Genomic DNA, 24,563 nt, shown 5'->3' on the forward strand with positions numbered 1-24,563 from the left:
TCAAATGACCTTAGATATGAGATTACAGTATGAGGCTGGTCAAAAAGGTCTGGATTCAAGGCAAACGGGATTGAGCGAGTGCAGGCGTGCTTACTTGCACGTTGGAACGAGCGATAGCCCGTTTAACGCCGAAGACAGGCCTTTTTCACCAGTCTCACTAGCGGAAGGAATAAGCGCCGGATAGATAGACCTCAAAATACATAATCATCGGATCATTATTCGGCACCACACCCAACCGAATATCCGGCACCAACCACATGGCGCCGGGAGCGGGAATATCCCAACCGATGGCGCCATATAAGAGGGCAAAAAAGGGCTTGTCATCGCCATCGACTTTTAAGGGAATGCCATCGTCGATGACTAGTTCGCTTTTGGTTCCGTTGCCAAGCTCGATACCACCGCCGTACCAAAAACTATCGGTGGAGACTCCGTAGAACTTAGCCATTAAACCCAAACCTAAAAAACTCTGTTCAAGAGTCACTTGGGCGGGGCGCAGGGCATTGATCGATCCTACGAGTTCGGCCTCACCCTTAAATTTGGTGGAACGAAAAGTCAGATAGGGCCGGAGCATCATGGTTTTGCTCCAGGGAATATCGGCAAAAAGACTAAAAAAGAAGGTGGTACTGGCAAAAGCACTGATGTCGTACTGGTCGGCAGAAGAAGTACTAAAACTTCGTGCTCCCTGCCGCATATAAGAGCCAATCAAACTCAAACCAAGGGCATAGTCTTGGCTGTAAATGCGCTTTCCTTCCAGCTCCACATCTTCGCGGCTCTTAATGTATGATCGACGGAGCTGAGAAATGCGGACATAGCCTCCGCGCCTTTTCCCACCGTAGGTCACCAACACTTTTCGATAAGCACCGTAAATCTTGGAGGAGATGACGACCCGATCTCCACGAGTGAGGCGACTGACCTGCCGGGCCCCCTTTTCGGGCTCTTCATAAACGGGCAAATCATCTTGGACGTAAAGATCAAGAATGGCCCACGCCGGAGCTGTAAACAGCCCCGCAAAGGCGAGAAACAACACCATGGCTAACCGGCTGGGAAGCCGGCCTAAAACTGCGCCCAACTTCATCTCCCTAAGTCGTTATTTTAGGAAGGCTTTTGCCATTTGAGGAGACCGGATTCGCAGATTTGGCCATTTATATTGACGCGGCGAAATAGAGTGAATAAACTGCTCGGCCTATGAAAGCTTTCAAAGACGACCCAATTGAAATCAGTCTTAAGGAAATCCCGGAAGAAGGCCGTAGCTTCAGGTACAATGCCAATCACCCTCAGATGAGCCAGGCCATCAAGGACCTTGTTGGGGAAAACTCCTTTAATATTCAGGTATTTATTAGACCTCTCGGCAACGTCTTTGAACTCACTGGGTCAGTCGAAGCACAGATGGATCTGGCCTGTTACCGCTGTGCTGTGGACTTTAAACACTCGGTCCAGGAGAGGCTCAACGAGCTTTTGGTCATTGAGGACGAAAGACCCAGGGGCTCCCAGTCGTCCCGGGTGAATCACAGCACGGAGCTGGACTCCTCAGCCCCGTCGATGACCACTCTGAACAGCGAGGTCCTCCATTTGGGTGATTTTATTCATGAAATCATCGCCCTGGCGGAGCCCATGCAGCCCAAAGCCATTGAAAACTGTGGCGAGGACTGTGAAAACCTGACTGAGGCCTACGAGAAGGGCTGGCTCAACCGCCCTGGCCAAGCAGAGAGCCCCGAAAGCGGCCGTACTAGCCCCTTCGCGGTTCTGAAGGATTTGAAATTAAATAGTTGATTTTGCGGTCTATTTGGATAATTTATAGCGCTTTGAAATTTGAGTGCTAATGAGCCGGGCCTTGAACGCGGCCCCCAACAACGGATTAGAAGCATGGCATGTCCTAAAAAGAAAAGCTCGCGTATGCGCAAAGGTAACCGTCGCTCCCACGATAAGGTGACACGTCCGACCGTGCACAATTGCCCCAACTGCGGAACTATCTACCGTCCGCATCGGGTCTGTCTCTCTTGTGGATATTATAGAGGTCAGGAAGTCATCACTGCCCAAGCTTAAGCTTTGGCAGAATTCAAAAGTGATTGGGGAGGATCATCGTGGCGCACACCTCGACTTACCGTACTCGAATTGCGGGTACGGGTTCCTATTTACCAGAGAAGCTCCTAACAAATGTCGACCTGGAAAAGCTGGTCGACACATCTGATTCCTGGATTCGTGAACGTACGGGCATAGCCAGTCGTCATATTGCTGCTGATGGCGAAGTGACCAGCGATTTGGCCTACCATGCCTCCATGCGGGCACTCGAGATGGCTGAGCGCACACCCGACCAGATCGATATGATTCTGTTGGCCACCGTGTCCCCGGATCAGATTATGCCGAACACGGCCTGTGTCTTACAGACCAAATTGGGTGCTGGCGACTGCATGGCTCTGGACATCTCAGCTGCCTGCTCTGGTTTTGTCTATGGTCTTGCTATTGCCGACCAGTTTATTCGCACTGGGCCTTTAAAAAATATTTTGGTGGTTGGCTCTGAAGTTCTTCATCGCATCGTGAACTATAAAGACCGCGATACCTGCATTCTGTTTGGCGATGCGGCTGGTGCTGCGGTTGTCACTCGGGCGGAAGAAGATCAGGACTCGATCATTTACAGTCACCACCTTCATGCCGACGGCAAGATATCCGATTTGTTTGTTCTCCCTGGCGGCGGATCGGTTCATCCCTTTTCTCAAGAGGTCTTGGACAAGGATCTTCACTTTGTGCGCATGAAGGGTCGGGAGATTTTTAAGAATGCCGTTCGCACCATGAGCCAAGCCTGTCAAGAAGCTTTGGACTACAACAACATGAGTGCCGACATCGTGGATTGGGTGATTCCCCATCAAGCAAATGTGCGAATTATCGAAGCCGTGGCCAAGCACTTCGGTATCCCTATGGAAAAAGTGGTGGTTGAAATCGAAGACATGGGGAATACTTCTGCTGCGACGGTACCTGTGGCTCTCGACCGAGCCGTACGGGACGGCCGAGTTCAGCGGGGCCAACATGTCCTTCTTACTGCCTTTGGTGCGGGAATCACCAGCGGTAGCCTGCTGATGAGGTTTTAACGAATGTGGGCAGCACTTTTCCCCGGTCAAGGAAGTCAACACACCGGGATGGGTCAGTTTCTCTACGACAATTTCACGATTGCCAAAGAACTCTTTGAAGAGGCCAGTGATTCACTGTCGGTTGATTTCAAAAAACTTTGCTTTGATGGTCCTGAGAGCGACTTGGCTCTCACCCACAACACTCAGCCTTGCTTGCTGCTTGTTTCTACGGCCACCCATCGGGTTCTCCAATCACTGGTTCCATTTGAACCAATTGCTGGAGCCGGACATTCCATTGGTGAGTACGCCGCCCTTGTTGCCGGTGGATCACTGAATTTTGTCGACGCCATGCGAGCGGTTCGCAAGCGTGGCGAATATATGCAATCAGCTGTCCCCGTAGGTGAAGGGGCCATGGTTGCTGTTATGGGGGTCACACCTGAGCAGATCATTGAGTTGTGCAAATGGACAGAGAAGACCTCTAGCTTGGGCCCTGTGGAACCCGCTAACTTTAATGCTCCAGGACAAATTGTCGCCAGTGGCCAAAGTCAGGCCATTGAGTGGCTACAAAAAAACTATTCTCCCGAGGCCTTCTCTGGCGAAGCTCCTCGGCGCCTGAAGTTTATACCCCTTAAGGTATCGGCTCCTTTTCATTGCTCAATGATGCAACCAGCGGAAGAGAAGATGCGCAAGACCCTTGAGGATACGCCCTTCCAAGACTCGGCTTATCCCATTGTACAAAACTTCACCGCCGATCCGGTACGAGAGGCCGCTGTTCTAAGAGAGAATGTTATCCGCCAGATCTCTGCACCCGTTCGCTGGGTGGAATGCGTCGAGAAACTGGTGCATATGGGGACGCGAAAAGTAGTTGAGTTGGGCTGCGGAAAGGTATTATCTGGGTTGGCTAAAAAAATTGACAGTGCCAACCTCGAGACGTTCAATATCAATTCGCTTGATGAACTCAAGGCACTGGAACAACAGCTCCAGGCGTAATGAGCGGGAAGGACCACTGTGGCTGACTTAAAGGGCAAGCGTATTCTTATTACCGGCGGCAGTCGCGGAATTGGTGCGGGCATCGCCCACAAATTGGCCGAGGCGGGAGCCCGCCTCGCAATCACCTACACGTCCCGACCGGATGCCGCTGAACAGGTTCTCAAGTCACTGCCCGGTGATGGTCACATGAGCCTGAAGATGGACGTGGGCGATGAAGCCTCTGTGAACGAGGGCATTCAGAATGTCATAAATGCCTTTGATCAGATTGACGGTGTCGTTAACAACGCCGGCATCACCCGCGATCAGCTCCTGCTAAGAATGAAAACTGATGATTTTGACGATGTTATGCAGACCAACCTGCGCGGGACCTTTTTGGTTACCAAAGCTGTCATGAAGAGTTTGCTGAAGGCCCGAGCCGGGTCCATCGTCAATATTACCAGCGTGATTGGCCACTCGGGAAACCCTGGTCAGGCAAACTATGCCGCTTCGAAAGCTGGCACTGAGGGATTTACTCGCTCAGCTGCCCAAGAGGTGGCCTCACGTGGAATTCGCATTAATTGTGTGGCACCGGGATTTATCGTCACGGATATGACAGATGCCCTGGATGATACTCAAAAAGAGAGTATCCTCAAAACGATCCCCATGAACCGCCTGGGCCAAACGGATGATGTGGCCAATGCGGTGCAATTTTTATTGAGTGACGACTCTTCCTACATCACCGGACAAACCATTCACGTTAATGGCGGAATGTACATGTAAGGATGACTGTGGAGCAGCGGAGCTAACAAAGCGGAAACGGAAACAACGACGAAACGAGGAGACGGAAATGTCGATCGAACCAAAAGTGAAAAAGATCATTGAAGAGCAACTGGGTGTAGATCCTGAGCGTGTGAAGCTCGAAGCTTCTTTCATCGATGACCTGGGCGCTGACAGCCTTGATATCGTGGAATTGGTTATGGCCATGGAAGAGGAATTTGAGATTGAGATTCCGGATGAAGATGCAGAGAAGCTGAAGACTGTCTCTGACGTCTGCAAATATTTAGAGGGAAAAGGTAAGGCATAAGGCCTTACCCCCACCCCATTGATCGCAAACCATTAGGTACGTCTGCGAATAGACGATAAGGGGAAGACCATGGCATCGGGAGAAAACAACTACCGCCGCCCTGCCCGTGAACAACGCCGAGTTGTGATCACCGGGCTGGCTGCAATTACACCTGTCGGGAACACGGCTCAAACCTCTTGGGAAGCCCTCATCAATGGCCGCTCTGGAATTGACCGTGTCACCCAATTTGATCCCACAAATTTTTCGGTGCAAATCAGTGGAGAGGTTAAAGACTTCCCCATTGATGACTACGTCCCCAAAAAAGACCAAAAGAAGATGCATCGATTTACCCACTTTGCCCTAGGTGCAGCCCACATGGCTCTGGCTGATTCCGGCTTGGAATTGACCGATGCCATTCAGGAAAAGACTGGGGCTATCACAGGTGTGGGAATCGGCGGATTGCCCCTAATAGAATCCCAGCGGGATGTGGTGGTGGAGCGCGGACCTTCTAGGATCACGCCCTTTTTTATTCCGGCGGTGATCTCAAATATGGCGGCCGGACACATCAGTATTAAATACGGCGCTAAGGGCCCCAACTACACCATAACCTCTGCTTGCGCGTCGGGCGCCCACGCCATTGGCGAGGCGGCCGGATATATCCGCAACGGATTTTGTGATGTGATGTTTGCTGGCGGAACAGAGGGCACTGTATGCCCCCTAGCGATCGGTGGCTTTGCCGCCATGAAGGCTCTTTCCACTCGTAACGACAACCCGCAGGCAGCGAGCCGTCCTTGGGATCGGGATCGGGACGGATTTGTCCTCTCAGAAGGTTGTGGAATGTTTATCCTGGAGGAGATGGAACACGCGGTAAAGCGTGGAGCCCGCATCTATGGAGAACTTACAGGTTATGGATTTAGCTCTGATGGCTTTCACATGACTAATCCGATCCCTGGCGGAGCCGGAGCATCTGTGGCCATGAAGATGGCCCTGCGTGATGCCATGATTGACAGTAACAAGATTGACTATATCAACGCCCATGGAACGAGCACTCCAGCCGGTGACCAGGCGGAAACTGAAGGCATTAAGTCGGTCTTTGGTGATCATGCTTACAAACTTTGGGTGAGTAGCACCAAGAGCATGATTGGTCACACTTTGGGTGCGGCCGGAGCCGTCGAAAGTGTAATTGCCCTTCAGGCACTTCACCATGGAATCGTTCCACCGACGATCAACTTGGACAATCCGAGTCCTGAAAATGATTTGGACTATGTTCCTCACACGGCTCGCGAGAAGCAAATGCACCATGTGATGAACAACAGCTTTGGCTTTGGTGGCACCAATGCCAGTCTGATTTTCTCCAGGTTCAGTTGATTTCAACCGGGCCTGGAACCACATTTTAGAGAGAGAGGTCTCATGGATTACGATCTACCCATCATGATTGCCTGTGACCATGCGGGCTTCCCTCTAAAAGATCATTTGCTTAAAAAATATCCCCGCCTGCAGTGGCAAGATCTCGGCACCAACTCCGAAGAGAGAGTCGATTATCCTGATTTTGCGAGTCGGCTATGCGAAAAGATGCGCGAACAGCCTGGTGTGAGAGGTGTTTTGGTCTGTGGCTCTGGCCAGGGTATGGCCATGAGAGCCAACAAATACCCATGGATTCGTGCCGCCCTTTGCTGGTCAGAAGAGACTGCCGTCCTGGCTCGCCAACACAACGACGCCAATGTGCTGTGCCTTGGCTCCCGTTTGCTTGAGCCAAGTCTAGCTGAAGAGCTTCTGCGTCTGTTTTTGGCCACTCCATTTGAGGGCGGCCGCCACAGCGAGCGAGTGGAAAAGGTATCCGCTCCCGTTGAATAATTGAACCACCAACTTTTGGAGAACCACCATGTCTATCATTCACGAGAAAGATCCTGAAATCGCCGCCATTATTGATGCGGAAATGGAGCGCCAGCAGACCGGACTGGAAATGATTGCCAGTGAGAACTATGCCTCCCGCGCGGTGATGGAGGCCCAGGGCTCTGTCCTCACCAATAAGTATGCCGAAGGCTATCCAAGAAAACGTTACTATGGCGGCTGTGAAGAGGTGGACAAAGCAGAACAACTAGCCATTGACCGAGCCAAAAAGCTCTTTGGCTGTGAACACGCCAACGTCCAACCTCATTCTGGATCTCAGGCCAACATGGCGGTTTGTTTAGCCGCAGCCAAAACTGGCGACACTATTATGGGCATGAATCTCTCCCACGGAGGGCATTTGACCCACGGCTCGCCAGTGAACTTTTCTGGCTTTTTGTTTAATGCGGTTCACTATGGGCTAAACCCAGAGACAGAAAGGCTGGATTACGATGAAATCATGGACTCGGCCAAAAAACACAAGCCGACATTGCTGATTGCGGGTTACAGCGCCTACCCCCGCATTTTGGATTTTGCCAAATTTCGTGAGATCGCCGATGCCGTGGGCGCCACCTTGCTCGTCGACATGGCCCATTTTGCAGGCCTTGTGGCTGGAGGGGCTCATCCCTCACCCATTCCTTTTGCCGATTTCACCACCACCACCACTCACAAAACTCTGCGCGGCCCTCGGGGCGGCATGATTTTGTGTAATGAGGAACGGGCGAAGGCCATCAACAGTAAGATCTTCCCTGGCATTCAGGGGGGACCCCTGGAGCACGTTATTGCTGCCAAGGCCGTGGCCTTCGGCGAAGCCCTTAAGCCAGAGTTCCGCAGCTACTGCGAAAAGATATTGGACAATGCCAAGGCTCTGGCCGACACCTTAATGGCACGTGGTTTTAAGCTTGTCACCGACGGGACTGACAACCACCTTTTGCTGCTTGATTTGAGTGATCGTGAAATCACCGGCAAAGATGCCGAGCAGGTTCTGGATCGTGCGGGGATTACCGTGAACAAGAACACTGTTCCCAATGAAAAGCGATCGCCCTTTGTGACCAGTGGAATTCGCATTGGTACCCCGGCTCTTACCACCCGCAACATGGGTCGAGGCGAAATGGAAGTGATCGGTGGCTGGATTGCCGATGTATTGGAAAACTCCACTAATGAATCGACCATCACCAAAGTCCGTGATCAGGTTCGAGAGCTGTGCGAGAAATTCCCCATTTATTAGCTCCCCATATTAAGGGGCAACTCCTGTGGTTTTGCCTTTTGGGCTCGATTGCTTTCTCATTAGCTGGATGCTCCAGCTTTAGGGGCCCGGGTGAATTTAAGTCACCGGATGCTTTTCGCAGCGAGAGTAATAACTATCAACTCCTTTTGCCGGAGTTTCGAGGTCCCACTCCTGCCCCCACGCCAAGAAGTGGCGAGGCCCCGATTGGCGAGGGTCCCTTTGTCCTGGAGTGGCCGGTGCAGGCCGCTCGGCTGACTCAGAAGTTTCGCCCATCCTCAAATCCCAGCCACCAGGGCATTGATTTAGCTGGCTCTCTGAATAGTCCTATTCTATCCGCCCATGATGGCATCATCGTCTACGCCGGCCGAGGCTTTAAAGGTTATGGCAAGATGATCTTAGTTGAGTACAACCACATGTGGGCGACCTTGTATGCTCATCTCAACCGCTACAAAGTCAATACCGGAGAGTGGGTCACCCGTGGACAACTGATTGGCCTGATGGGTCGCACGGGCCGAGTCTCAGGGGTTCACCTTCATTTTGAATTGCTTAAGGACAAACAGCCGGTTGATCCCTTGTCCATGTTGAGATTTAAGGGCGAAGTTGCCGAAGCCACTGAGACGCAAGGACTTCCTCTTGCAACCCTTCTCCGTTTGGTGCCTGATGCGGAGTGCAACCAGGTGGGCTGGCAGACCCATCCCGCCCTGTGTGTTAATCTCCGGTTTGGAGCGAATCGTTTATGACTGAATTTCTTCTTCTCGCTGGAAGTTTTTTGATTGAGATCCTGCTGCCGAGCCTGGTGGAGATTGTGCTTGAGGTTTTAGTTTGGTTTTTCCCACAAGGTATTGAGCGGGCCGACAAACTTCCGCTTTGGATGTTGTTGGGCGCACTACTGGGATGGCTTTCGACTTATGTTCTCCCCTATCAGGTTATTGGCGACACCTGGGCACTGGCCCTGAATGTCATGGTCGCTCCCATCGTTTGTGGTTTTCTCATTCACATGATTGGCAACAATCGGGAAAAACGAAAAAAGGTGCGCTTCCGTTTTGAGAACTTCTGGGGCGGAGCCTTGTTTAGCTTGGGCTTTATCATCTGCCGCCTCTTTATTCTCCATCTCGACAATTAGGCCCCTAAAGCCAACCTCTCTTTGGGGCCGGGTTCATTGAGCAGCTGGTTTTCACCTGTCTCAAGCTTAGACGGCTGAAATCCCTCGGCTTTTCATCAATCTCTCATGTCTTTACTGATTTCAACACCTTAGCGCCACCATCTGACTCCAACTTTGCGCCAAATCGGTACAATAATTGAATATTTACCTGAGTGGGATGAATGGACTGGCAAGCTAACGAGGGATTTATTGGCATGAAATACTTGGGAACAGTTGAGAACAATGAAAGGCAAAACCTCAGTATGAGCGAATGGCTGATACTGGGATTACTTGTTTCACTTTTTATTTCGTTCAATGTCGCTGAAGCTGGCCCTAGCTACCGCTATGAAGAAGGCGAATGCAAGATGATCAAGACACTTGGCGGCAAGGTGCAGATCACCGGCGTTGGCATTGAGAAGTGTGGATTTCAGGCGGCTAAAGCCAGTCACTCCGAGTGGGATGTGGTCGCTGGCAAATGCCACAAAGTCTATGTCTATGTTTCTTCATCCAACCCCAGTTGGGAATTACGTAAGGTTCAGAGCAATGAACAGCACTCTCTCGAAGACTGCGGGTACGATATGGCCGCTCCCAAGCGCCAAGCAGTCTACTATGAAAAGACCTCCAACCGCTGTCGCAAAAAGATGATCTATTCTTCTACCAAGGGGTTGGAAGACATTGAAGTCGTCACCGATCAACCTATGGTCAGTCAAAAAATACGCAACTTCAAACGCATGGATCGCCGCGTGGCCGCCCAGGCCATGAAGTCTCTTTGTCGCTAATGGGTAGAAAGCTTTTCCAAGTTTAGAATGGATCTCCCAGTAGAAATTTCTACTCTTGCTCCCTTACAACCTTAATTTGACCAGATGAAGACCAGTCAATAGGGCTCACTATTGAGCAACTAACTCAATTGGATCAAACATGAAGGAGCCTTTCATGACTGTGCCCTCATTTCGTTCCGTCTATTTGGCGGCAGCGACGATTTTATTTTCACTCTTTGTTCAAATGCCCTCGCATGCCCTACCAAGCAAGGAGATGGTTCAGGATGTTCAGGTCACTGTCCTGTCGGACATGGCCATCAGCCGGTGGACCCACGGCGAGTGGGGGTTTTCAGCCCTCGTCGAAGCGACCCTCAAGGACGGTTCTAAAAAGACAATTTTGTTTGATACTGGGGGCGAACCGCAAACCGTTCTCTACAACGTGGAAAAGATCAATGCCAAGCGGCCTGCCGGCGATAAGATTGATCTGTGCAGTATCAGGGAAGTTATTCTCAGCCACAATCACCAGGATCACACCATGGGGCTGGTGGCCATCCGCCAGCACTGTCTCAAGAAAGACCCACAGAGCAAAGCCCTCTCTGTCGCATACGTCGGTGGCCCTGAAACTTTTTGGCCACGCCCGCTGAAAGATGGCGGCGACGACAACGTGATGGTTCAGGAAAAACCAAAGTATGAAGCCCTTGGCGGCCTTTTTGTGGAACATGTTCGACCGAAAACTCTAGCCCCGGGAATTTGGCTGACCGGTGGCCACGTGCCACGCCCCTTTGCAGAGAAAAACTGGAGCCCCTCCGACCCCATGCAAACACCCGATGGTAAGTTGGTTGATGACATTATTCCGGAGAGTCAGGCCCTGGTGATCAACACCGTGAAAGGCCTAGTTGTTATCACTGGCTGTGGTCATGCAGGCCTCATCAACATTTTAGACTACGCGACTCGCACATCAGGGACAGGCAAAGTTCACACGGTCATTGGCGGGTTTCATTTGTTCCGCCAGGAAAAAGGCAGTGCCGAAGGGCAGCTGGACTGGACGGCAAAAATGCTGTTGTCATTTGGCGTAGAACACTTTTTAGGTGCCCATTGTACTGGATTTGATCGAGTGCACTACCTGAGAGAAAAGATGAATATGGACTCACACCACGCGGTGATCAGCTCCATTCAAACTGTCTTTTCGCTAAGTAAAGGGATTGAACCACCCAAACCCGGAATCAATCACGGGGTTCAGTAGAAACCAGGGCGCGGCGGGAGTAGTTTCCCGCCAAGGCGGCGCAGGCGGCAAACAGGCCGCCTGCCAAGCCAATCATCAAATACACCAGTGTAAAATGGGGCAAGTGAAAAAGCTGAGCCAATCTCTCCCCCGTCCCAAGAGCATTTTTCATATCAAAGTAATAGGCAGCGGCCACCCAGGTGAGCATTACCGAAATCGCAGATACGTAGAAACCCTTAAATCGTGAGCTCAAAAACCAACCGGCGACAAAACAAATGGGTGCCACCGACCACCAAGGCAAAAACAAACCGGTCACTAACAACACAATGGCAAGTAGGTAAATCATGGAGCCTTCCCTGGGTGATAAAAACTCAACCGAGTCTGGGATTCATTGATTGCCTGATCGCGAGTCTTAAATCTGCGGAACTCTCTCACCTTCCCCTGAGACCAAGCTTCCACATGGCGGGTGTAGTCCGGATCAAAGGGATTACCCGAAATCCCGCCGGGAAAGTTCCCCCAACCCTTGGGTTCGGGCTCAAAACTGACAATCATCCGCCATGTGGGCCCATGGCCTCCTTTGTTCGAATTGACGGAGTACTGGCTTCCTCCCATTTGGAGATCTTCTGAACCAAGTCCCGGAATGTAACTGACGTGTGGAATATAGGTCGGTCTTACACGATGCCAAAGCCAATTTTTGGGGTTACCACCAAATTCCTCTTTCAATCTTGCAACCCCATCCTCAAGAGCCTCTACCAGCAGATCCTCAAGACCTTCAACAGCTTGGGTCGTGGGCCGATCCAACCACTGCCTGTCGCGGTGGTCTGGGGAAAAACTAAGGTTCTTGATCAACTGAGCCGTCCTCGTACGGGAAGGATAAAGACGATCTTTCCCCAATGAGAATTCATCTTCCCAAAGAAGATCCTCAAACCGTCCCCACCAGTAGTAAAAAATGGATGAGGCCACAGAGGCTTCGTGATCGCGATAGTCCCAAAGGTTGAGCTCGTCAAAGACGTCCTTAAGTTCAGGCCTCTCCCCTAGTCGATCTCTCACGGCATCCATCATTTCAGGTAGGATGTCGCGGGCATGAATGTTAAGCACATCGTTTTGCAGATCCACCATATCCGTCCAATCCATGCGCTCGCGACGAGAAAGAAATTCCTGAATTCGCTTACCTCTGTAGGGTTCGGGGTAGTCCCAGCCCAAATAATGAGGATAGGCTTTGTCCGTTGGCCTTTGGTTAGCCGAAGACAAATAGCCCTGAGGCGGATTCACCGATTGAGGGATCTCAGAGCGCTTGAGCCAACCCTGCCACAGATGATCAGATCTACGCCCATCCATGACGTAACGACCCTGTCCGGCCCACCGCCGCGGAATCTTGCCGTTGTGCCAAATCCCGATGTTAGTAGGGTCCGCACAAATAAAATTTTGCGCTGGGATTTGGTAGTCCTCCAAGGAACGGACACATTCACGAAAGCTCTTGGAAAAATTGAGTCCCACAAGGGCTTTGAACTCATTGGATGGTTCGTGAGCCGCCCAGCGAAGGGCCAAAGCCAATCGACCTTCGCGGTGAACAACTGGGCCTACATGAGTCCACAGAACTCTTTTTGATCTTGGTGTCTCACCTTTGATTTTGATCTTTTCAATTGTAATCGTCGCCTTTTGCCACTGACCATCGACAAGATATTCGGTGCTGGCTTCATCGCGAAACTCAATTTCATACCAGTCCATCACATCCATGGCCGCATTGGTGACCCCCCATGCGACGTAATCGTTAAAGCCAAGAATCACTCCTGGCGCTCCTGGAATAGTGGCTCCGTACACATTAAGGTCCGGAGAGTGGAGCTGAACCTCGTACCAAATAGGCGGAAGACTGTAGGCCAAATGCGTGTCATTAGCGAGCAGTGAAAAACCAGAGCGAGTCTTGCGACCGGAAACCACCCAATTGTTACTGCCATTGGACCTTTCGGGTCGCAAAACGGGAGGCAAGTGCTCAAGAGCCGAAATAAAAAAGTCAGCCGGCGCCTTTGGAGCTGCTGTGGGGTTCACTGTAGACAGACCGCGAGGAACAAATGGGGCTTCCCCTGAATGAAATTCCGGGAACAGGTCTTCCACCCGGGCACGGCCAAATTTCTTTAAGTGGTGGGTCATTTGCAGATCCGAATTATAACCCGCCAAGCGATAGCTCATGAGCTTTAACAAGCTGGCCATCTGCCGAACCGACCACTTTTGCGGGCGACTTCTGGTAAGGAAGTATTCGATAGGGAGATCTTTATCTGTGAGCGTCTTAATGTAAGCATTCACCCCATCGGCATAGCGTTCAGCGGCCAGGCGAGTGGATTCGTCTTTGAGAATTTCCCTTTCGGCAACATCGATCGCCTGGCGCATTCCAATGCGCACAAAGAAATCATCGAAGCCTTGGGTGCGAGAACCGAGTAGCTCCGACAGTCGTCCTTCGGCCACCCGACTCTGCATGTCCATTTGCCAAAGGCGATCCCGGGCGGTGATGTAGCCCTGCGCCCAGTAAAGATCGGCAGTCTTCTCAGCAAACAAATGGGGGATGCCATCGGCATCATAGGAGACCTCAACCGCTCCGTAGAGAGCTTCATTTTCGACTTTTAAATGAGCCGGCTTTTGTGCCTGCTGCCGCCAAAGACCCTGAAAGGGATAAAGCTTCGGCATGGGCGGCGGAAGTGATCCTAATCCAAACTGTCCCACCACACCCAGGCCAACTGTTAGCACCAAAAAAAACACCGCCAAAAGTGCATGGCGCGCTCGACTCCCCATCCTTCATTCCCCTTCAACTACGCAAAATACCGACGATCAGCCGGTGTTACGACGATTAATTGTCCACTAGGCACGGGGGCTTGGCAAAAGAAATGTGAATGGAGTTGATCCTAGACGCCTTTACCTGCGGCCTTACCAAGGATCTGCTCCAGTTCACGCAACTCCTTGTCGAGCTTGGCCGGGCGCTTTTTGCCTTGGGGGTAGCGCCAGTCGAGATAGGTCTTATATTCAGCAAGACAGCGCGGAGCCCAGTTCGACTGAGGTGCTGTGCGAACACATTCTTTCAGGTAGAGATCACCGAGGGCAGCAAAGGAACTCTGCCCGAGGATTCTCTCCACCCGACCCAGGTGATAGAGGTTTCGCGCTTTGTCCTCTTCTTTGTAAGAGCGAAAGAGCTCTTCATAGAGGTAACCCGACACTTTGAGCAAATTGACCAAATAGGGGTGTGAATCCGAAGGCCCTCGATAACCTTCCAGATCTTTAAGCAGTTTATCCGTATAGGCGGCGATCTGCTTGGCATCCTTGGGCACAGGATTCTTTTTGTCTTCCTCCTGCCAGTTGGCAAAGGACTGCTTCCAGGCCTCCACCTCACGAACAATGCCGATAGGTAGTTCTTTATTCTTTAAATCCTCTGCAAGATTGGCAACCGCCTCACCAGGGTCTCTCTTCACACGAGCATAAACCAGCATCTTGCGCCGATAGATATCTCGCAAATCCCCTTCCTGAAGAACTGACTTTGGGTACTCGCGAATCAAATAATTGTAAATATTCAGACTGTAGTCATAGCGACGAGTGACATAATAGAAATCGGCAGTGCGCCTGACATCCCGCGGATCTCGGGCGAGGATGTCCTTCTTCCAATCCAATTTAGGCATGCCCTTCTGAGGCAAGTGGGTGTGGCAGCTAATGCAAAATTCAGTGGCCATACGAACGCCCTGATAGGCCCTGGTGATCTCTCCCAAGTCAAAGGACTCCCGGGTGTCGGCAATGTGTTGACGAAAAAGCTCCACCGTTGCCCTGTGGCCTTCGCCAATCATCACGTCCTGACTGTTGGGATTCTTCAATCGGGCCTCAACTTCAGACAGCACCAACCGAATGGTTTTGCGGTTTTTCTTGTCAGAGAATTCCAACTCAGATGTGAGGGCCGGGCGCAGCTCCACCAGTCTTTCGTAAAAGAAATGCATGATGGCGCGAATATCATCTCCACCACCAGGACGCAGTTTAGGCTGCTCTTTCATAATGGTCTTAGCCTTAGTGCCCGCCATGGATACGGAAGGCAAAATGGCACACGTCAGGAGACCCAGGATAATCGTTTTCGCCCCGCCCCTAGCTTTCACTCTTTATACCGCCATCTTTTGATAGGAGTTAAGGTATTCATCCAATTTCATCACTCGAAATTTCCCATCATCCGGGTCATGAAGAAGTTGGGACAAGATGTAAAGGGCATCGGTGGTGGTAAAAATCCCGCGCACTCTCTTGTTGGATCCTTCAATCACCACGCAACCGAATTTGTGTTCGGCCATGGCTTTCGCCACGGTGGCCAGGGTTTCAGAAGCTTGCACCACATAGGGGTCTTCACTCATGGCATCGCGTACGGACAAGTCGTTGGTTTTTTTCAGCGATATCGCCCGGTAAATGTCCCGGTCACTCAACACACCAACCAACTTCTCACCTTCCACCACCGGCAAATGGCGCATTCCCCAGGCGCGCATGATTTCCTGGGCATCGAGAAGACCCACGTTGGACTCAATTGTTATTGGATCGCTCACCATGGAATCTCCCACGTTTGTTGGTTTATTCATCCAGACCTCCTCTTTGTTGGCCTACCAAAGTGCAAGGCCCGTTCCCCTCTTGTCGCTCTCTATTGTATCTCTGATGATGAGCTATACCAACGCGCCCCGCACCCCTTTTCTCGATCGGGGCAATATGTCACTGGACCAAGGTTAGTGGCCCGCCCTGGCCCAGGGGCCCAGGTACCAATTACCTTTTCCGGCAAGGTGCTTGGTATAATCTCCAAGTACCTTGCCGGAAAAGGTAATTGGTACCTAATCTATTGAAGACAGCCCTAGGACGCTGCCACAGCCATGGGGAAAATTGATTTATTGGGCTTTTACTTCGCCTCCTGGCCCCATTTACAGGGTTTTTGTTGGCCTTAACCCAAAGTGGCCCCTACAATTGGGCCACATGCTGGCTCGAAAGCTTTTTATTTTCTTTCTCGCGTTTTCGGTGATCTTCCAAACCCCAGCTTTTGCTCAAGGCAAAGGAACGTTGCCTTCTCTTTCCCAAGCAAACCTCACAACTGTTGATGATGTCCAAAAAGCCTATCCTCATGCTCGCGTTCAAACAGTGACCGTCGCAGAGCTTGAGGCGATCAAAAGACAACTGGTGGCTCAGACCAATCAGGACGGACAGCCGGTGACACCTGTGGAACCTCCTCCACCGCTGCCACCAGAGCCGCCAAAAAAAATCAGCTCTTCGACTGAGGAGTGGAATGAGTGCCGCTACTATGAGTCTTTGTTTTACTACCATGAGGCCACCGAAGACGCAGAGGGCATTCCTCTCGACCGGCGAGGCGCTAAAGAACCCAAGTTCAACTTTGACAGTGACTTTTCCTTTAAGGGCGACAAAGATTTTTTGATCATTGTCGCTGTCATTGGTATTGTGATTGTCGCGGCCCTCGTCGTCTATGCGGGGGCCTATCTCTATCAATCCTTTGCCAACAAACTGGCCTGCAAATCCTGGGATGAGCTGGGCTTTCGCTACACCAATATTTTCGACGACAACGACACCCAGGTACGAGATGGAGAATTGAAGGGTCTCTATTATTCCCGTGGCTATTACTTCCCCAGCGGGGTCATGGGACTGACCGCCGAAGTCGGTCAGTTTAAACTGGATCTTAAGGTCAATGGCACGGGTGATACGCGAAATTACTCGGGCCCTTACTTTCTCGTCGGTCCTACCTTTACTTTTCCCATCACCGCCCTTGATCGACAGTACTTTGCCATTGAACTCCTAGGGGGCACCACCACCGAAAGCAAGATTGGCCTGATGAGCACCCTGCGCTTTTCTTTGGGCTTTAACTTTGGCCCCAACGTAGGACTTTCCATCGGCACTGGTGCGGCCTTCATCAAGGTCAAGGAGTTCGACTCCTATCTAGCGAGTCACGACGATCTCAACTTCATGACTGGCTTCAAAACCACCGTCCGCTTCTAATTGGTACCAAGTCCCTTTAATTGTTAGTCCACAAAATCCTTTATCAGTGAGGTCGGTCCTTTGCCGACCATTCTCCGCAAATCCTCACGCGCCTTTCGGCCGCAGGCGTGTCTTCGGAGCGCGTCAGCAAGCCGCCGCACCCCGGATACACCCATGCGCGACGGCGGAGGATTCGGATTTCCGGGAATGGCTCGGCAATCGGACCTATTCCCGGACAAAGGCAGAACACAGTTTTGTGGACTAACAATTAAAGGGACTTGGTACCCTTGATCGAGATGCTTCGCGTTAGCGATTTTTCACCAATAGCGAATATTCGCTTGATAAAACCACTATATTTTTGAGATGAAGGTCTAGTCGCGCATCGACTATACAAAAGGGGGATCACGTCCATGAATCATAAGGAAGAACTAGAGATTCTATGTCTGAACCCATCAGACCAGGAGCTCCTACCCGAACCACTTCTCAACCATATCGTTCATCTTCATCGCAGCTTGGAGAAAGACCGCCAGCTGCTGTTAAAGAGACGCCACCATCAACAACAAAAATTCGACCAAGGGGAACTCCCCCAGTACGTCCAAGATCACCCGGCTCAATTGAGCAAATGGCAGGTGGCGCCCATACCACATGATCTTCAAGAGCGGCGGGTGGAAATCACCGGACCCATCAATAGCGCCAAGATGGTTATTAATATGCTCAACCCCTCTTCAGCTGGCTTCCCCGCTGACATGGCGATGCTCGACTTTGAAGACTCCATGTGCCCGACCTGGGAGAACGTTCTCAGTGGAGTTCGTAACTATATAGGTGTGGCCCATAGAGATCTCACTTTTCAGCAAGGACAGAAGACCTACAGCTTAGAAAAAACCAACACCGCTCACCCTATGGTGCGCGTGCGAGGTCTCCATCTGGATGAGGCCCACGTACTTGTCGATGGTGAAGCCATCTCCGCCGGCCTGTTTGACCTGGTCACGACCGCCTATCACACCGCCAAGGTGTTTCTCGCCGATGGAGTAACTCCGAAATATTATGTTCCAAAGTGTGAACACTTTCTCGAAGCCCGGTGGTGGAACAAACTCTTTCGCCAGACAGAGCTTTTGCTGGGACTTGAGCCCGGCACCTTGAGAGTGACGTTTCTGATCGAAACTTTGACCGCCGCCTATCAGATGGAGGAGATCCTCTACGAAATCCGCGAACGGGCCTGCGGCCTGAACGGCGGACGCTGGGACAAGATCTTTTCCGATATCAAAGTCTTAAAGAATCATGGGGACAGAGTTCTTGGTGATCGAGCCACTATCGACATGAAGCGAACCTGGATGGACAACTACGCCAAGAGGTTGATTAAGATCTGCCACCGCCACGGGGCCTTTGCCATGGGTGGCATGTCGGCCTTTACTCCCGGAAAAGATGAAAAAACGCGCAATTTCCAGACGGAAAAGGTCAGAGCCGATAAGGCTCGTGAGGCTGAAATTGGCCATGACGGCTGTTGGGTCAGTCATCCCTACTTTATTCCCATTGCTCGCGCAGAGTTTACCCACAAAAACCAACTTCATGTGCAACTGCCTGGTTTCCCCTATCGACCCAACCTTCTCCCCCAACCAATTGGGGCGAAAACCATCGAAGGATTAAGGACCAACCTGCGCGTGGGCATCGCTTATATGCAAGGGTGGAACGAAGGCCTGGGCTGCATTGCCTTTGAAAACCTCATGGAAGATTTGGCAACTCTGGAAATCAGTCGCGCCCAAACCTGGCAGTGGCTTCATCACCAAGTCACTCTCGATGGCGGCACCCAAGTGACTCCTGAATTGATCAAACGACTACTTCCCGAGGAGCTGCAGGTCATTTTGAGCCGCCTGCAAGACGAGGGCGTCCTGAGCGACGAGCTCACTCAACAATACGAAAGGGCAATGCAACAGGTTCAAGAATTGTTTTTGGAGAAAGACCTCTATGACTTTTTCACACTTCATCCACATGCACAAACTTACGCACCTCAAGGGGGCCAATATGAGACTCAATGCAAAGGAACTGCAACATCGTTGGATCGCCGATCCACGATGGAAGGGAATTCGACGCAACTATAGCGCCACGGATGTCACAAAGGTCGCAGGCAGCGTGAAGATCTCCTACACATTGGCCGAGCGGGGCGCAACCCGCCTATGGCAAATGCTTCAGGAGAAAGAAGCTGTCAGAGCCCTGGGTGCTCTCACCGGTAACCAGGCCCTGCAACAGGTAAAGGCCGGCCTTAAGGCCATTTACCTTTCCGGCTGGCAAGTGGCGGCGGATGCCAACTTGTCCGGCCAAATGTACCCTGATCAAAGTCTTTATCCTGCCAACAGTGTGCCTGCTGTGGTGAAGCGAATTAACCAAACTCTTTTGCGTGCCGACCAAGTGTACACCAGTGAAGGTCAGGAAGAAATTGACTGGCTGGCGCCAATTATGGCCGATGCGGAAGCCGGCTTTGGCGGCACTCTCAACGCCTATGAATTGATGAAGGCCATGATCGAAGCCGGAGCCTCTGGTGTACACTTTGAAGACCAATTGGCTTCAGAGAAAAAGTGTGGTCACTTAGGTGGCAAAGTATTGGTACCCACTTCCCAGTTTGTTCGCACTTTGACGGCGGCTCGCCTTGCGAGCGACGTACTCGACGTACCCACTGTATTGGTAGCACGTACGGATGCCGATGCGGCTCGCCTGATCACCAGTGACGTAGACTCCACCGACCATCCCTTTATCACTCAAAAGAGAACACCCGAGGGTTTTTACGGCATCACGGGTGGCATTGAAATGGCCATCGCACGCGGCAAGTCCTACGCTCCATATGCTGACCTGGTATGGTGTGAAACCTCAACACCTGACCTTCACGAAGCTAAGCGGTTTGCCGAAGGGGTTCGTTCGGTCTTCCCGGATAAACTCTTGGCCTATAACTGTTCGCCTTCGTTTAACTGGTCCAAGAAACTCGATGCCCACACAATTCGCAAGTTCCAGGATGAGCTCAATGCCATGGGATACAAGTTTCAGTTTGTGACCCTGGCTGGTTTTCATGCACTGAACTATTCCATGTTCAATCTTGCGACTGGCTACAGAGACGCAGGCATGGAGGCCTACTCTCAACTTCAAGACGCGGAATTTGCCGCCGAGCCTCAGGGCTACACGGCAACCAAGCATCAGCGCGAAGTGGGAACAGGCTACTTTGATTTGGTCTCCCAAGTGATCTCGGGAGGTCAGTCTTCCACATTGGCAATGAAAGGTTCTACCGAAGAGGCCCAATTCCAGCCTTCCTCGGAAGCGCCATTAGCGACCCTCTAATAATCGATGCGCTGTCCTCGGCCCTGACTCACCTCTGGGCCGGGGACTTTTTGCCTAGCTGGGATTGAGTACATCCGCCACTTCCACATAGCGATTCAAAAGCTGCATGAGAAGATTAAAGACCCCGTCCGGGTCTTTTTCGATTTGGTCACGCAGGCGCTCCGCCTGAGGCTGAAGCCCATGGCGGCGACCAAGATGATTGGCAATGTAAATGGAGACCTGGCGGAACTCCTCCCTTTCCTTCTTGTTGGAAGGTTCCATATTGATTTCCAAATTGGACCGGAACCGTGGCCTTTGCCAATAGGTGCGACCCTCTGCCGCCCTAACCACAGAAAAGAAATCAGTGGCGGCATCGACCCCCCAAAAGACTTTGAGGGCTTCCCAAATCCTCACCGCATGATCGAGCTGTTCTGACCATCCCTTGAGGGCCACATCAGAGATCTGTTTGAACTCATAGGCCAACTCCAGTTTGCCTTTGGAGACCAAGTACCAGTAACGGGGAATTCCCTGACTGCCGCCCTCTGTCTTCACTCGCAGAGCCTGGTCAAGAACCGTGTAATCCTTGAGCCTGGCCTGAAAGTAGGGGGCATCAAGAGCCAGTTGCTGAACCAACTCCACAGGGGCCTCACTGATTGGAATAAGATCCGTGCCTTCAAAGTCAAATCGGTCCTTTTCAGAGACCTTACCCACCGACTCTTTGGCCGCGCGTTTGAACTCCTTGTCCTTCGCCGAAAGAGCCTCTTTCAAAATCTTGGGCTTGTCGTAGGTCACACCCTTAAGGCCCGCCCGATAGGCATCGTACATCTCTTTTTGTGGAAAGCCCTTGTCCCCTGCTCGGCTAATGAGCAGAAGTCGGCCAAAATCGAGCAAGAAAGGCCCTCGTCCCACATCGTCCACATCGACCAGGACAAAACGCTTTTTACCGTGGATCCACACGTCAGCGAAGTTAAGCCCGTGAGGGTCTCCCACGATCCATCCCTCTGCCAGTAGTTCTTTGGAAAACAACTGACGAGCCCGGTGCCCCACCCACTTCCAATAGTGATAGGCATTGGCTCTTAAGCCCATAATCAGGCCCTGATCGGTGGCTCGCCAGTCGGCCTTAAAATAGGGCCGAGCTTTTACCTCGGTCCCGCAGCCTCCCACAGCCCAGGCCCGATGACCACCTAGAAAGGTCGCCACCACGAGCAGAAGGACTGAAATGGACCGAAGGGCTGGATGAGTCATGGGCAAGACATATTCAATTTGTGCGCCAAATCCAAGGACTTATACGTCCTTTGAAATTGTTCTTAAGCTCCATTCTGGCAAAACAGAGAGTGTCCTGCCCCAATTCGGCGCCTCTGTCGACAGAAGAGGAGTTATCATTCCCAGTGACAGGCTGGCCCGCCTGCCGCAATATTTGAGGTATAAACAAAAAGATCCCCCGTGAGGCAGATGTATGATGACCCTGACAAAAACTGTTGGCCTGTTGATTCTCAGTAACCTGTTTATGACCTATGCCTGGTATGGCCACCTAAAGGATAAATCCAAGCCACTAATGATCACCATTTTGCTTTCCTGGGGCGTGGCTTTCTTTGAGTACTGTCTTCAGGTACCGGCCAATCGCATAGGCCACGGTGTCCTCACCGCCCCGCAACTCAAAACTCTCCAGGAAGCTATCACCTTTGCCGTGTTTGCCCTGTTTAGTTATTTTTATTTGAAGGAGCGCCCCACTATCTATGACCATGCCTCGTTTGCCCTGATCATTGTGGCTGTCAGCATTAGCTTGTTTCAGCCGGCAAAATAAAAAAAAGGGGCCCGCTTGAACGGGCCCCGAAGAGGTCCTGTGGGAGGAACCAACTGTTACCAGGATGAAACCTGCAAACGCTGATCAAAGAACACGGAAGAGAGCGGATTCCCCGGGTTCTCAATCGATGCTGCGCGGACTCCGTCCTGACCGATTGCATACACAATGTTTTCCGCGAAAAAGCTGCGTCTCACGCCTGACGCCTGACCGCCTGACATATCCGTCATATCCAGTTCACCCGAAGGTTTGATGTCATTAGTTGTGACCTTGAACAAAAGAAGGGAGCTACGCTGCTGACCAGGAACATGCATCTCTTTACTGTCCCATGATCCACGAGCCGGACCTGAGCTGACCACACCACTGACTGGGATAGCTAGGATTCCCCGACTGCGGTAGAAGCTAAAGGCCTTGTGCTCATATGAGGCTTCGGAAGTAGCCTGAGGAGCAAACAACAAGCTCTTTACTTCACGAGGTTTTCGAAAGTTTTTTGTGTTAAAGATTGAAAGCTTAAGGCCCTTGGCACGGCCGGTGTTGGGATCGGCATCTTGACCAATGGCCAACAAGTGATTGTCATCCAGAATATGAATGTAAGTGGAAAAGCCAGGGATCTTAAGTTCTCCAACCGCACGCGGATTGCGAGGATTGGAAAGATCCAGGGTAAACAAGGGATCGACTTGGCGGAAAGTCACCATAAAACCTTTGTCGCCGTTAAAGCGAACACTGTAAAGCCTTTCGCCTTCAGCCAGGTTTTTAGTTTTACCCAAGAGGCGGAGTTGACGACCCGACTGCCCGAGCACTTGCACACGGTTAACCGTCGTCCACTGACGACCACGCTTGTTAAACCAGGAACCACCGCTGTATTCAGCACCATTTGTCGCTACCCGCAGATTGTCTTTGTGCTCGTCCATGGCAAATTGGTTGATCAAGTGACCATTGACGATTCCAGTCGCCGCATAAACAGCAGCTTCACCATTAGAGGTCGAAAACTTATGAATCGCTGTTTGCTGAACATTAGTTCCCTCGCTTTGGCCGTAGCCCTGCTGAGCCAGGTAGATGGCGGTCTCAGAAGCATAAACAGTTGAGGGGTTAATCAGAGCCAAAGACTCACTGTACTTGCGGCGCTCTAGATCCAGAGTGGCAATTCGCGTAAGGGCCCCTGGCTGATAGACCTTGGGCAAATACACCCGTTTGCAATCACTAAGAGCAGCAATCTCACGACGATTGTTATTATGAATATGAACCGTAGGCCGCACATTCAGGATTTCACTTAAAGGTGTGGTGTTGACCCGCGACTGGATGATGTCCTCACGGGACTGACCTTGAACCTGAAACCAGCCCTGTACCTGAGGTTCTTCTACGTGGTGAACGTTGTAGTTCACGGTTGTCCCATAGTCCTGGTTGACAATGCGAACCGTGCGCCCGACCAATCGAGCCGACATATAGTTGCCAGGGATCTCAAACTGAGTGAGAAGACTCGGCGTACGCGGATTGCGAATATCAATAACTGAGGCCAGTGTGCTTGATCCCTGTTGAGAGATCGCCACTAAGGTCTCTTTGTCCATGAGCATCTCTTTAGGAGAACCACTAATGGCCAAAGACGAAAGCATATTCATGCTGTTTGCAGGCCAAGCCTTAAGAATTTTCAGTTCACCTTGGTAAAGCTGATAGATGTGTTTACCGTCAAATTTTACGAAATCGGCTTCGTCGACCCGAGCCACTTGGTTATTGGTGCCTGTGAAATCACCAGGATCTGCCTCTCGATCATCCTTGCCGTCGAAGTCGGCCATTGCTTCAGCTGCCGGAGCTTGAGCCTTCATTTCCTTTGATGCCACTGAGCCTAAGGCATCGGCCATACTCCCTGACTGTCGAGAACGCTCTGGGCGCGCCAAAGATGTCTTGCCCTTTTTGCGAACTCCCCAACTCCCGCGCCCCAGTTCATTCTTGCCACCAACTCCCATTGTGTAGTCGACTAAGGACTTTTTCAGATGTTGCTCTAAATCTGAGCAAGAACCAAAGCCCACCAGTTCATCTGCCATGTTTTGGTAGTGAACAGAAACTTTGCGGGCATGTGAAGGGGTCGCCAGAGTCAGGTTTAGAACCATTCCCAGTAATTGCACAAATCTACGTGTTTTCATAAATAATCCTCCCAAAGG

Annotated in this window: 24 protein-coding genes; 17 read left to right on the top strand and 7 right to left on the bottom strand. The window is 51.5% G+C overall.

Going from position 1 to position 24,563, the window contains the following annotated elements:
* Nucleotides 1-157 precede the first annotated feature (157 nt).
* Nucleotides 158-1,069 (bottom strand): hypothetical protein, encoded by a 912-nt coding sequence (locus tag H6624_04690; protein ID MCB9083615.1) that lies wholly within the window; start codon nucleotides 1,067-1,069, stop codon nucleotides 158-160.
* Between the two features lie 116 nt (nucleotides 1,070-1,185).
* Between H6624_04690 and H6624_04695 the strand changes: the two genes are divergently transcribed.
* The 13 genes from H6624_04695 (at nucleotide 1,186) to H6624_04755 (ending at nucleotide 11,351) form a co-directional block, all read left to right on the top strand.
* A complete protein-coding gene (locus H6624_04695; GenBank protein MCB9083616.1) occupies nucleotides 1,186-1,770 on the top strand; it encodes a DUF177 domain-containing protein in 585 nt (194 codons plus the stop codon).
* A 93-nt stretch (nucleotides 1,771-1,863) separates the two neighbouring features.
* On the top strand, nucleotides 1,864-2,043 hold the full coding sequence (rpmF, locus tag H6624_04700; protein ID MCB9083617.1) for a 50S ribosomal protein L32: 180 nt from the start codon (nucleotides 1,864-1,866) through the stop codon (nucleotides 2,041-2,043).
* Nucleotides 2,044-2,081: 38 nt separating this feature from the next.
* Nucleotides 2,082-3,083 carry a ketoacyl-ACP synthase III gene (locus tag H6624_04705; protein MCB9083618.1) on the top strand — a complete coding sequence of 334 codons (1,002 nt, stop codon included), beginning with the start codon at nucleotides 2,082-2,084 and terminating at the stop codon, nucleotides 3,081-3,083.
* 3 nt (nucleotides 3,084-3,086) lie between these two features.
* A complete protein-coding gene (fabD, locus tag H6624_04710) occupies nucleotides 3,087-4,052 on the top strand; it encodes an ACP S-malonyltransferase (protein MCB9083619.1) in 966 nt (321 codons plus the stop codon).
* Between the two features lie 18 nt (nucleotides 4,053-4,070).
* The gene (gene fabG, locus H6624_04715) at nucleotides 4,071-4,811 is read left to right on the top strand and encodes a 3-oxoacyl-[acyl-carrier-protein] reductase (protein ID MCB9083620.1); all 741 of its coding nucleotides are present in this window, start codon (nucleotides 4,071-4,073) and stop codon (nucleotides 4,809-4,811) included.
* Nucleotides 4,812-4,878: 67 nt separating this feature from the next.
* Entirely contained in the window at nucleotides 4,879-5,115 is a 237-nt protein-coding gene (acpP, locus tag H6624_04720) for an acyl carrier protein (GenBank protein ID MCB9083621.1), read from the top strand.
* Nucleotides 5,116-5,184: 69 nt separating this feature from the next.
* Nucleotides 5,185-6,462: a beta-ketoacyl-ACP synthase II gene (fabF, locus tag H6624_04725; protein ID MCB9083622.1), complete on the top strand. Its 1,278-nt coding sequence runs from the start codon at nucleotides 5,185-5,187 to the stop codon at nucleotides 6,460-6,462.
* 42 nt (nucleotides 6,463-6,504) lie between these two features.
* Nucleotides 6,505-6,948 (top strand): ribose 5-phosphate isomerase B, encoded by a 444-nt coding sequence (rpiB, locus tag H6624_04730; GenBank protein MCB9083623.1) that lies wholly within the window; start codon nucleotides 6,505-6,507, stop codon nucleotides 6,946-6,948.
* A 28-nt stretch (nucleotides 6,949-6,976) separates the two neighbouring features.
* Nucleotides 6,977-8,209 (top strand): serine hydroxymethyltransferase, encoded by a 1,233-nt coding sequence (locus H6624_04735; protein MCB9083624.1) that lies wholly within the window; start codon nucleotides 6,977-6,979, stop codon nucleotides 8,207-8,209.
* A complete protein-coding gene (locus H6624_04740) occupies nucleotides 8,185-8,949 on the top strand; it encodes a M23 family metallopeptidase (GenBank protein MCB9083625.1) in 765 nt (254 codons plus the stop codon). The genes H6624_04735 and H6624_04740 overlap by 25 nt, the downstream gene beginning before the upstream one ends.
* The gene (locus H6624_04745; GenBank protein ID MCB9083626.1) at nucleotides 8,946-9,332 is read left to right on the top strand and encodes a hypothetical protein; all 387 of its coding nucleotides are present in this window, start codon (nucleotides 8,946-8,948) and stop codon (nucleotides 9,330-9,332) included. Before H6624_04740 ends, H6624_04745 begins: the two co-directional genes overlap by 4 nt.
* 200 nt (nucleotides 9,333-9,532) lie before the next feature.
* Nucleotides 9,533-10,129 carry a hypothetical protein gene (locus H6624_04750; protein ID MCB9083627.1) on the top strand — a complete coding sequence of 199 codons (597 nt, stop codon included), beginning with the start codon at nucleotides 9,533-9,535 and terminating at the stop codon, nucleotides 10,127-10,129.
* Nucleotides 10,130-10,283: 154 nt separating this feature from the next.
* Complete coding sequence (locus H6624_04755; GenBank protein ID MCB9083628.1) at nucleotides 10,284-11,351, top strand: MBL fold metallo-hydrolase; 1,068 nt, start codon at nucleotides 10,284-10,286, stop codon at nucleotides 11,349-11,351.
* On the opposite strand, the gene H6624_04760 is transcribed toward H6624_04755, so the two are convergent.
* From H6624_04760 to H6624_04775, 4 genes are all read right to left on the bottom strand, one after another.
* Complete coding sequence (locus H6624_04760) at nucleotides 11,332-11,676, bottom strand: hypothetical protein (protein MCB9083629.1); 345 nt, start codon at nucleotides 11,674-11,676, stop codon at nucleotides 11,332-11,334. The genes H6624_04755 and H6624_04760 overlap by 20 nt on opposite strands.
* A complete protein-coding gene (locus tag H6624_04765; protein ID MCB9083630.1) occupies nucleotides 11,673-14,114 on the bottom strand; it encodes a penicillin acylase family protein in 2,442 nt (813 codons plus the stop codon). The genes H6624_04760 and H6624_04765 overlap by 4 nt, the downstream gene beginning before the upstream one ends.
* Before the next feature lie 110 nt (nucleotides 14,115-14,224).
* Nucleotides 14,225-15,451 (bottom strand): hypothetical protein, encoded by a 1,227-nt coding sequence (locus H6624_04770; protein MCB9083631.1) that lies wholly within the window; start codon nucleotides 15,449-15,451, stop codon nucleotides 14,225-14,227.
* A gap of 3 nt (nucleotides 15,452-15,454) precedes the next feature.
* Nucleotides 15,455-15,916 (bottom strand): CBS domain-containing protein, encoded by a 462-nt coding sequence (locus H6624_04775; GenBank protein ID MCB9083632.1) that lies wholly within the window; start codon nucleotides 15,914-15,916, stop codon nucleotides 15,455-15,457.
* A 382-nt stretch (nucleotides 15,917-16,298) separates the two neighbouring features.
* Here H6624_04775 and H6624_04780 point away from each other — a divergent pair, with 382 nt between their 5' ends.
* The 3 genes from H6624_04780 to aceA all read left to right on the top strand — a co-directional run bounded on the left by H6624_04780 (nucleotide 16,299) and on the right by aceA (nucleotide 20,627).
* Nucleotides 16,299-17,327, top strand: a complete 1,029-nt coding sequence (locus tag H6624_04780) for a hypothetical protein (GenBank protein ID MCB9083633.1) — start codon at nucleotides 16,299-16,301, stop codon at nucleotides 17,325-17,327.
* A 389-nt stretch (nucleotides 17,328-17,716) separates the two neighbouring features.
* Nucleotides 17,717-19,402: a malate synthase A gene (gene aceB, locus H6624_04785; GenBank protein MCB9083634.1), complete on the top strand. Its 1,686-nt coding sequence runs from the start codon at nucleotides 17,717-17,719 to the stop codon at nucleotides 19,400-19,402.
* On the top strand, nucleotides 19,326-20,627 hold the full coding sequence (aceA, locus tag H6624_04790; protein ID MCB9083635.1) for an isocitrate lyase: 1,302 nt from the start codon (nucleotides 19,326-19,328) through the stop codon (nucleotides 20,625-20,627). Before aceB ends, aceA begins: the two co-directional genes overlap by 77 nt.
* Nucleotides 20,628-20,681: 54 nt before the next feature.
* Here aceA and H6624_04795 read toward each other — a convergent pair whose 3' ends face one another.
* Nucleotides 20,682-21,851 carry a DUF2252 family protein gene (locus tag H6624_04795; GenBank protein ID MCB9083636.1) on the bottom strand — a complete coding sequence of 390 codons (1,170 nt, stop codon included), beginning with the start codon at nucleotides 21,849-21,851 and terminating at the stop codon, nucleotides 20,682-20,684.
* Nucleotides 21,852-22,062: 211 nt separating this feature from the next.
* On the opposite strand from H6624_04795, the gene H6624_04800 reads away from it, so the two are divergent.
* Entirely contained in the window at nucleotides 22,063-22,410 is a 348-nt protein-coding gene (locus H6624_04800) for a DMT family protein (GenBank protein ID MCB9083637.1), read from the top strand.
* A 56-nt stretch (nucleotides 22,411-22,466) separates the two neighbouring features.
* Here H6624_04800 and H6624_04805 read toward each other — a convergent pair whose 3' ends face one another.
* Entirely contained in the window at nucleotides 22,467-24,545 is a 2,079-nt protein-coding gene (locus tag H6624_04805) for a beta-propeller domain-containing protein (GenBank protein ID MCB9083638.1), read from the bottom strand.
* Between the last annotated feature and the right edge of the window lie 18 nt (nucleotides 24,546-24,563).

Source organism: Pseudobdellovibrionaceae bacterium (genome assembly GCA_020635075.1).
GTDB lineage: Bacteria > Bdellovibrionota > Bdellovibrionia > Bdellovibrionales > UBA1609 > JADZEO01.

Bases quoted from the DNA above. Each gene is read 5' to 3' on its own strand.
- H6624_04695 (MCB9083616.1), top strand. From the start codon at position 1,186: ATGAAAGCTTTCAAAGACGACCCAATTGAAATCAGTCTTAAGGAAATC.
- aceB (MCB9083634.1), top strand. From the start codon at position 17,717: ATGAATCATAAGGAAGAACTAGAGATTCTATGTCTGAACCCATCAGAC.
- H6624_04765 (MCB9083630.1), bottom strand. From the start codon at position 14,114: ATGGGGAGTCGAGCGCGCCATGCACTTTTGGCGGTGTTTTTTTTGGTG.
- H6624_04755 (MCB9083628.1), top strand. From the start codon at position 10,284: ATGACTGTGCCCTCATTTCGTTCCGTCTATTTGGCGGCAGCGACGATT.
- H6624_04795 (MCB9083636.1), bottom strand. From the start codon at position 21,851: ATGACTCATCCAGCCCTTCGGTCCATTTCAGTCCTTCTGCTCGTGGTG.
- H6624_04745 (MCB9083626.1), top strand. From the start codon at position 8,946: ATGACTGAATTTCTTCTTCTCGCTGGAAGTTTTTTGATTGAGATCCTG.
- H6624_04750 (MCB9083627.1), top strand. From the start codon at position 9,533: ATGGACTGGCAAGCTAACGAGGGATTTATTGGCATGAAATACTTGGGA.
- aceA (MCB9083635.1), top strand. From the start codon at position 19,326: ATGAGACTCAATGCAAAGGAACTGCAACATCGTTGGATCGCCGATCCA.
- H6624_04800 (MCB9083637.1), top strand. From the start codon at position 22,063: ATGATGACCCTGACAAAAACTGTTGGCCTGTTGATTCTCAGTAACCTG.
- H6624_04760 (MCB9083629.1), bottom strand. From the start codon at position 11,676: ATGATTTACCTACTTGCCATTGTGTTGTTAGTGACCGGTTTGTTTTTG.
- rpiB (MCB9083623.1), top strand. From the start codon at position 6,505: ATGGATTACGATCTACCCATCATGATTGCCTGTGACCATGCGGGCTTC.
- H6624_04780 (MCB9083633.1), top strand. From the start codon at position 16,299: ATGCTGGCTCGAAAGCTTTTTATTTTCTTTCTCGCGTTTTCGGTGATC.
- fabD (MCB9083619.1), top strand. From the start codon at position 3,087: ATGTGGGCAGCACTTTTCCCCGGTCAAGGAAGTCAACACACCGGGATG.
- H6624_04735 (MCB9083624.1), top strand. From the start codon at position 6,977: ATGTCTATCATTCACGAGAAAGATCCTGAAATCGCCGCCATTATTGAT.
- H6624_04805 (MCB9083638.1), bottom strand. From the start codon at position 24,545: ATGAAAACACGTAGATTTGTGCAATTACTGGGAATGGTTCTAAACCTG.
- H6624_04775 (MCB9083632.1), bottom strand. From the start codon at position 15,916: ATGAATAAACCAACAAACGTGGGAGATTCCATGGTGAGCGATCCAATA.
- rpmF (MCB9083617.1), top strand. From the start codon at position 1,864: ATGGCATGTCCTAAAAAGAAAAGCTCGCGTATGCGCAAAGGTAACCGT.
- fabF (MCB9083622.1), top strand. From the start codon at position 5,185: ATGGCATCGGGAGAAAACAACTACCGCCGCCCTGCCCGTGAACAACGC.
- acpP (MCB9083621.1), top strand. From the start codon at position 4,879: ATGTCGATCGAACCAAAAGTGAAAAAGATCATTGAAGAGCAACTGGGT.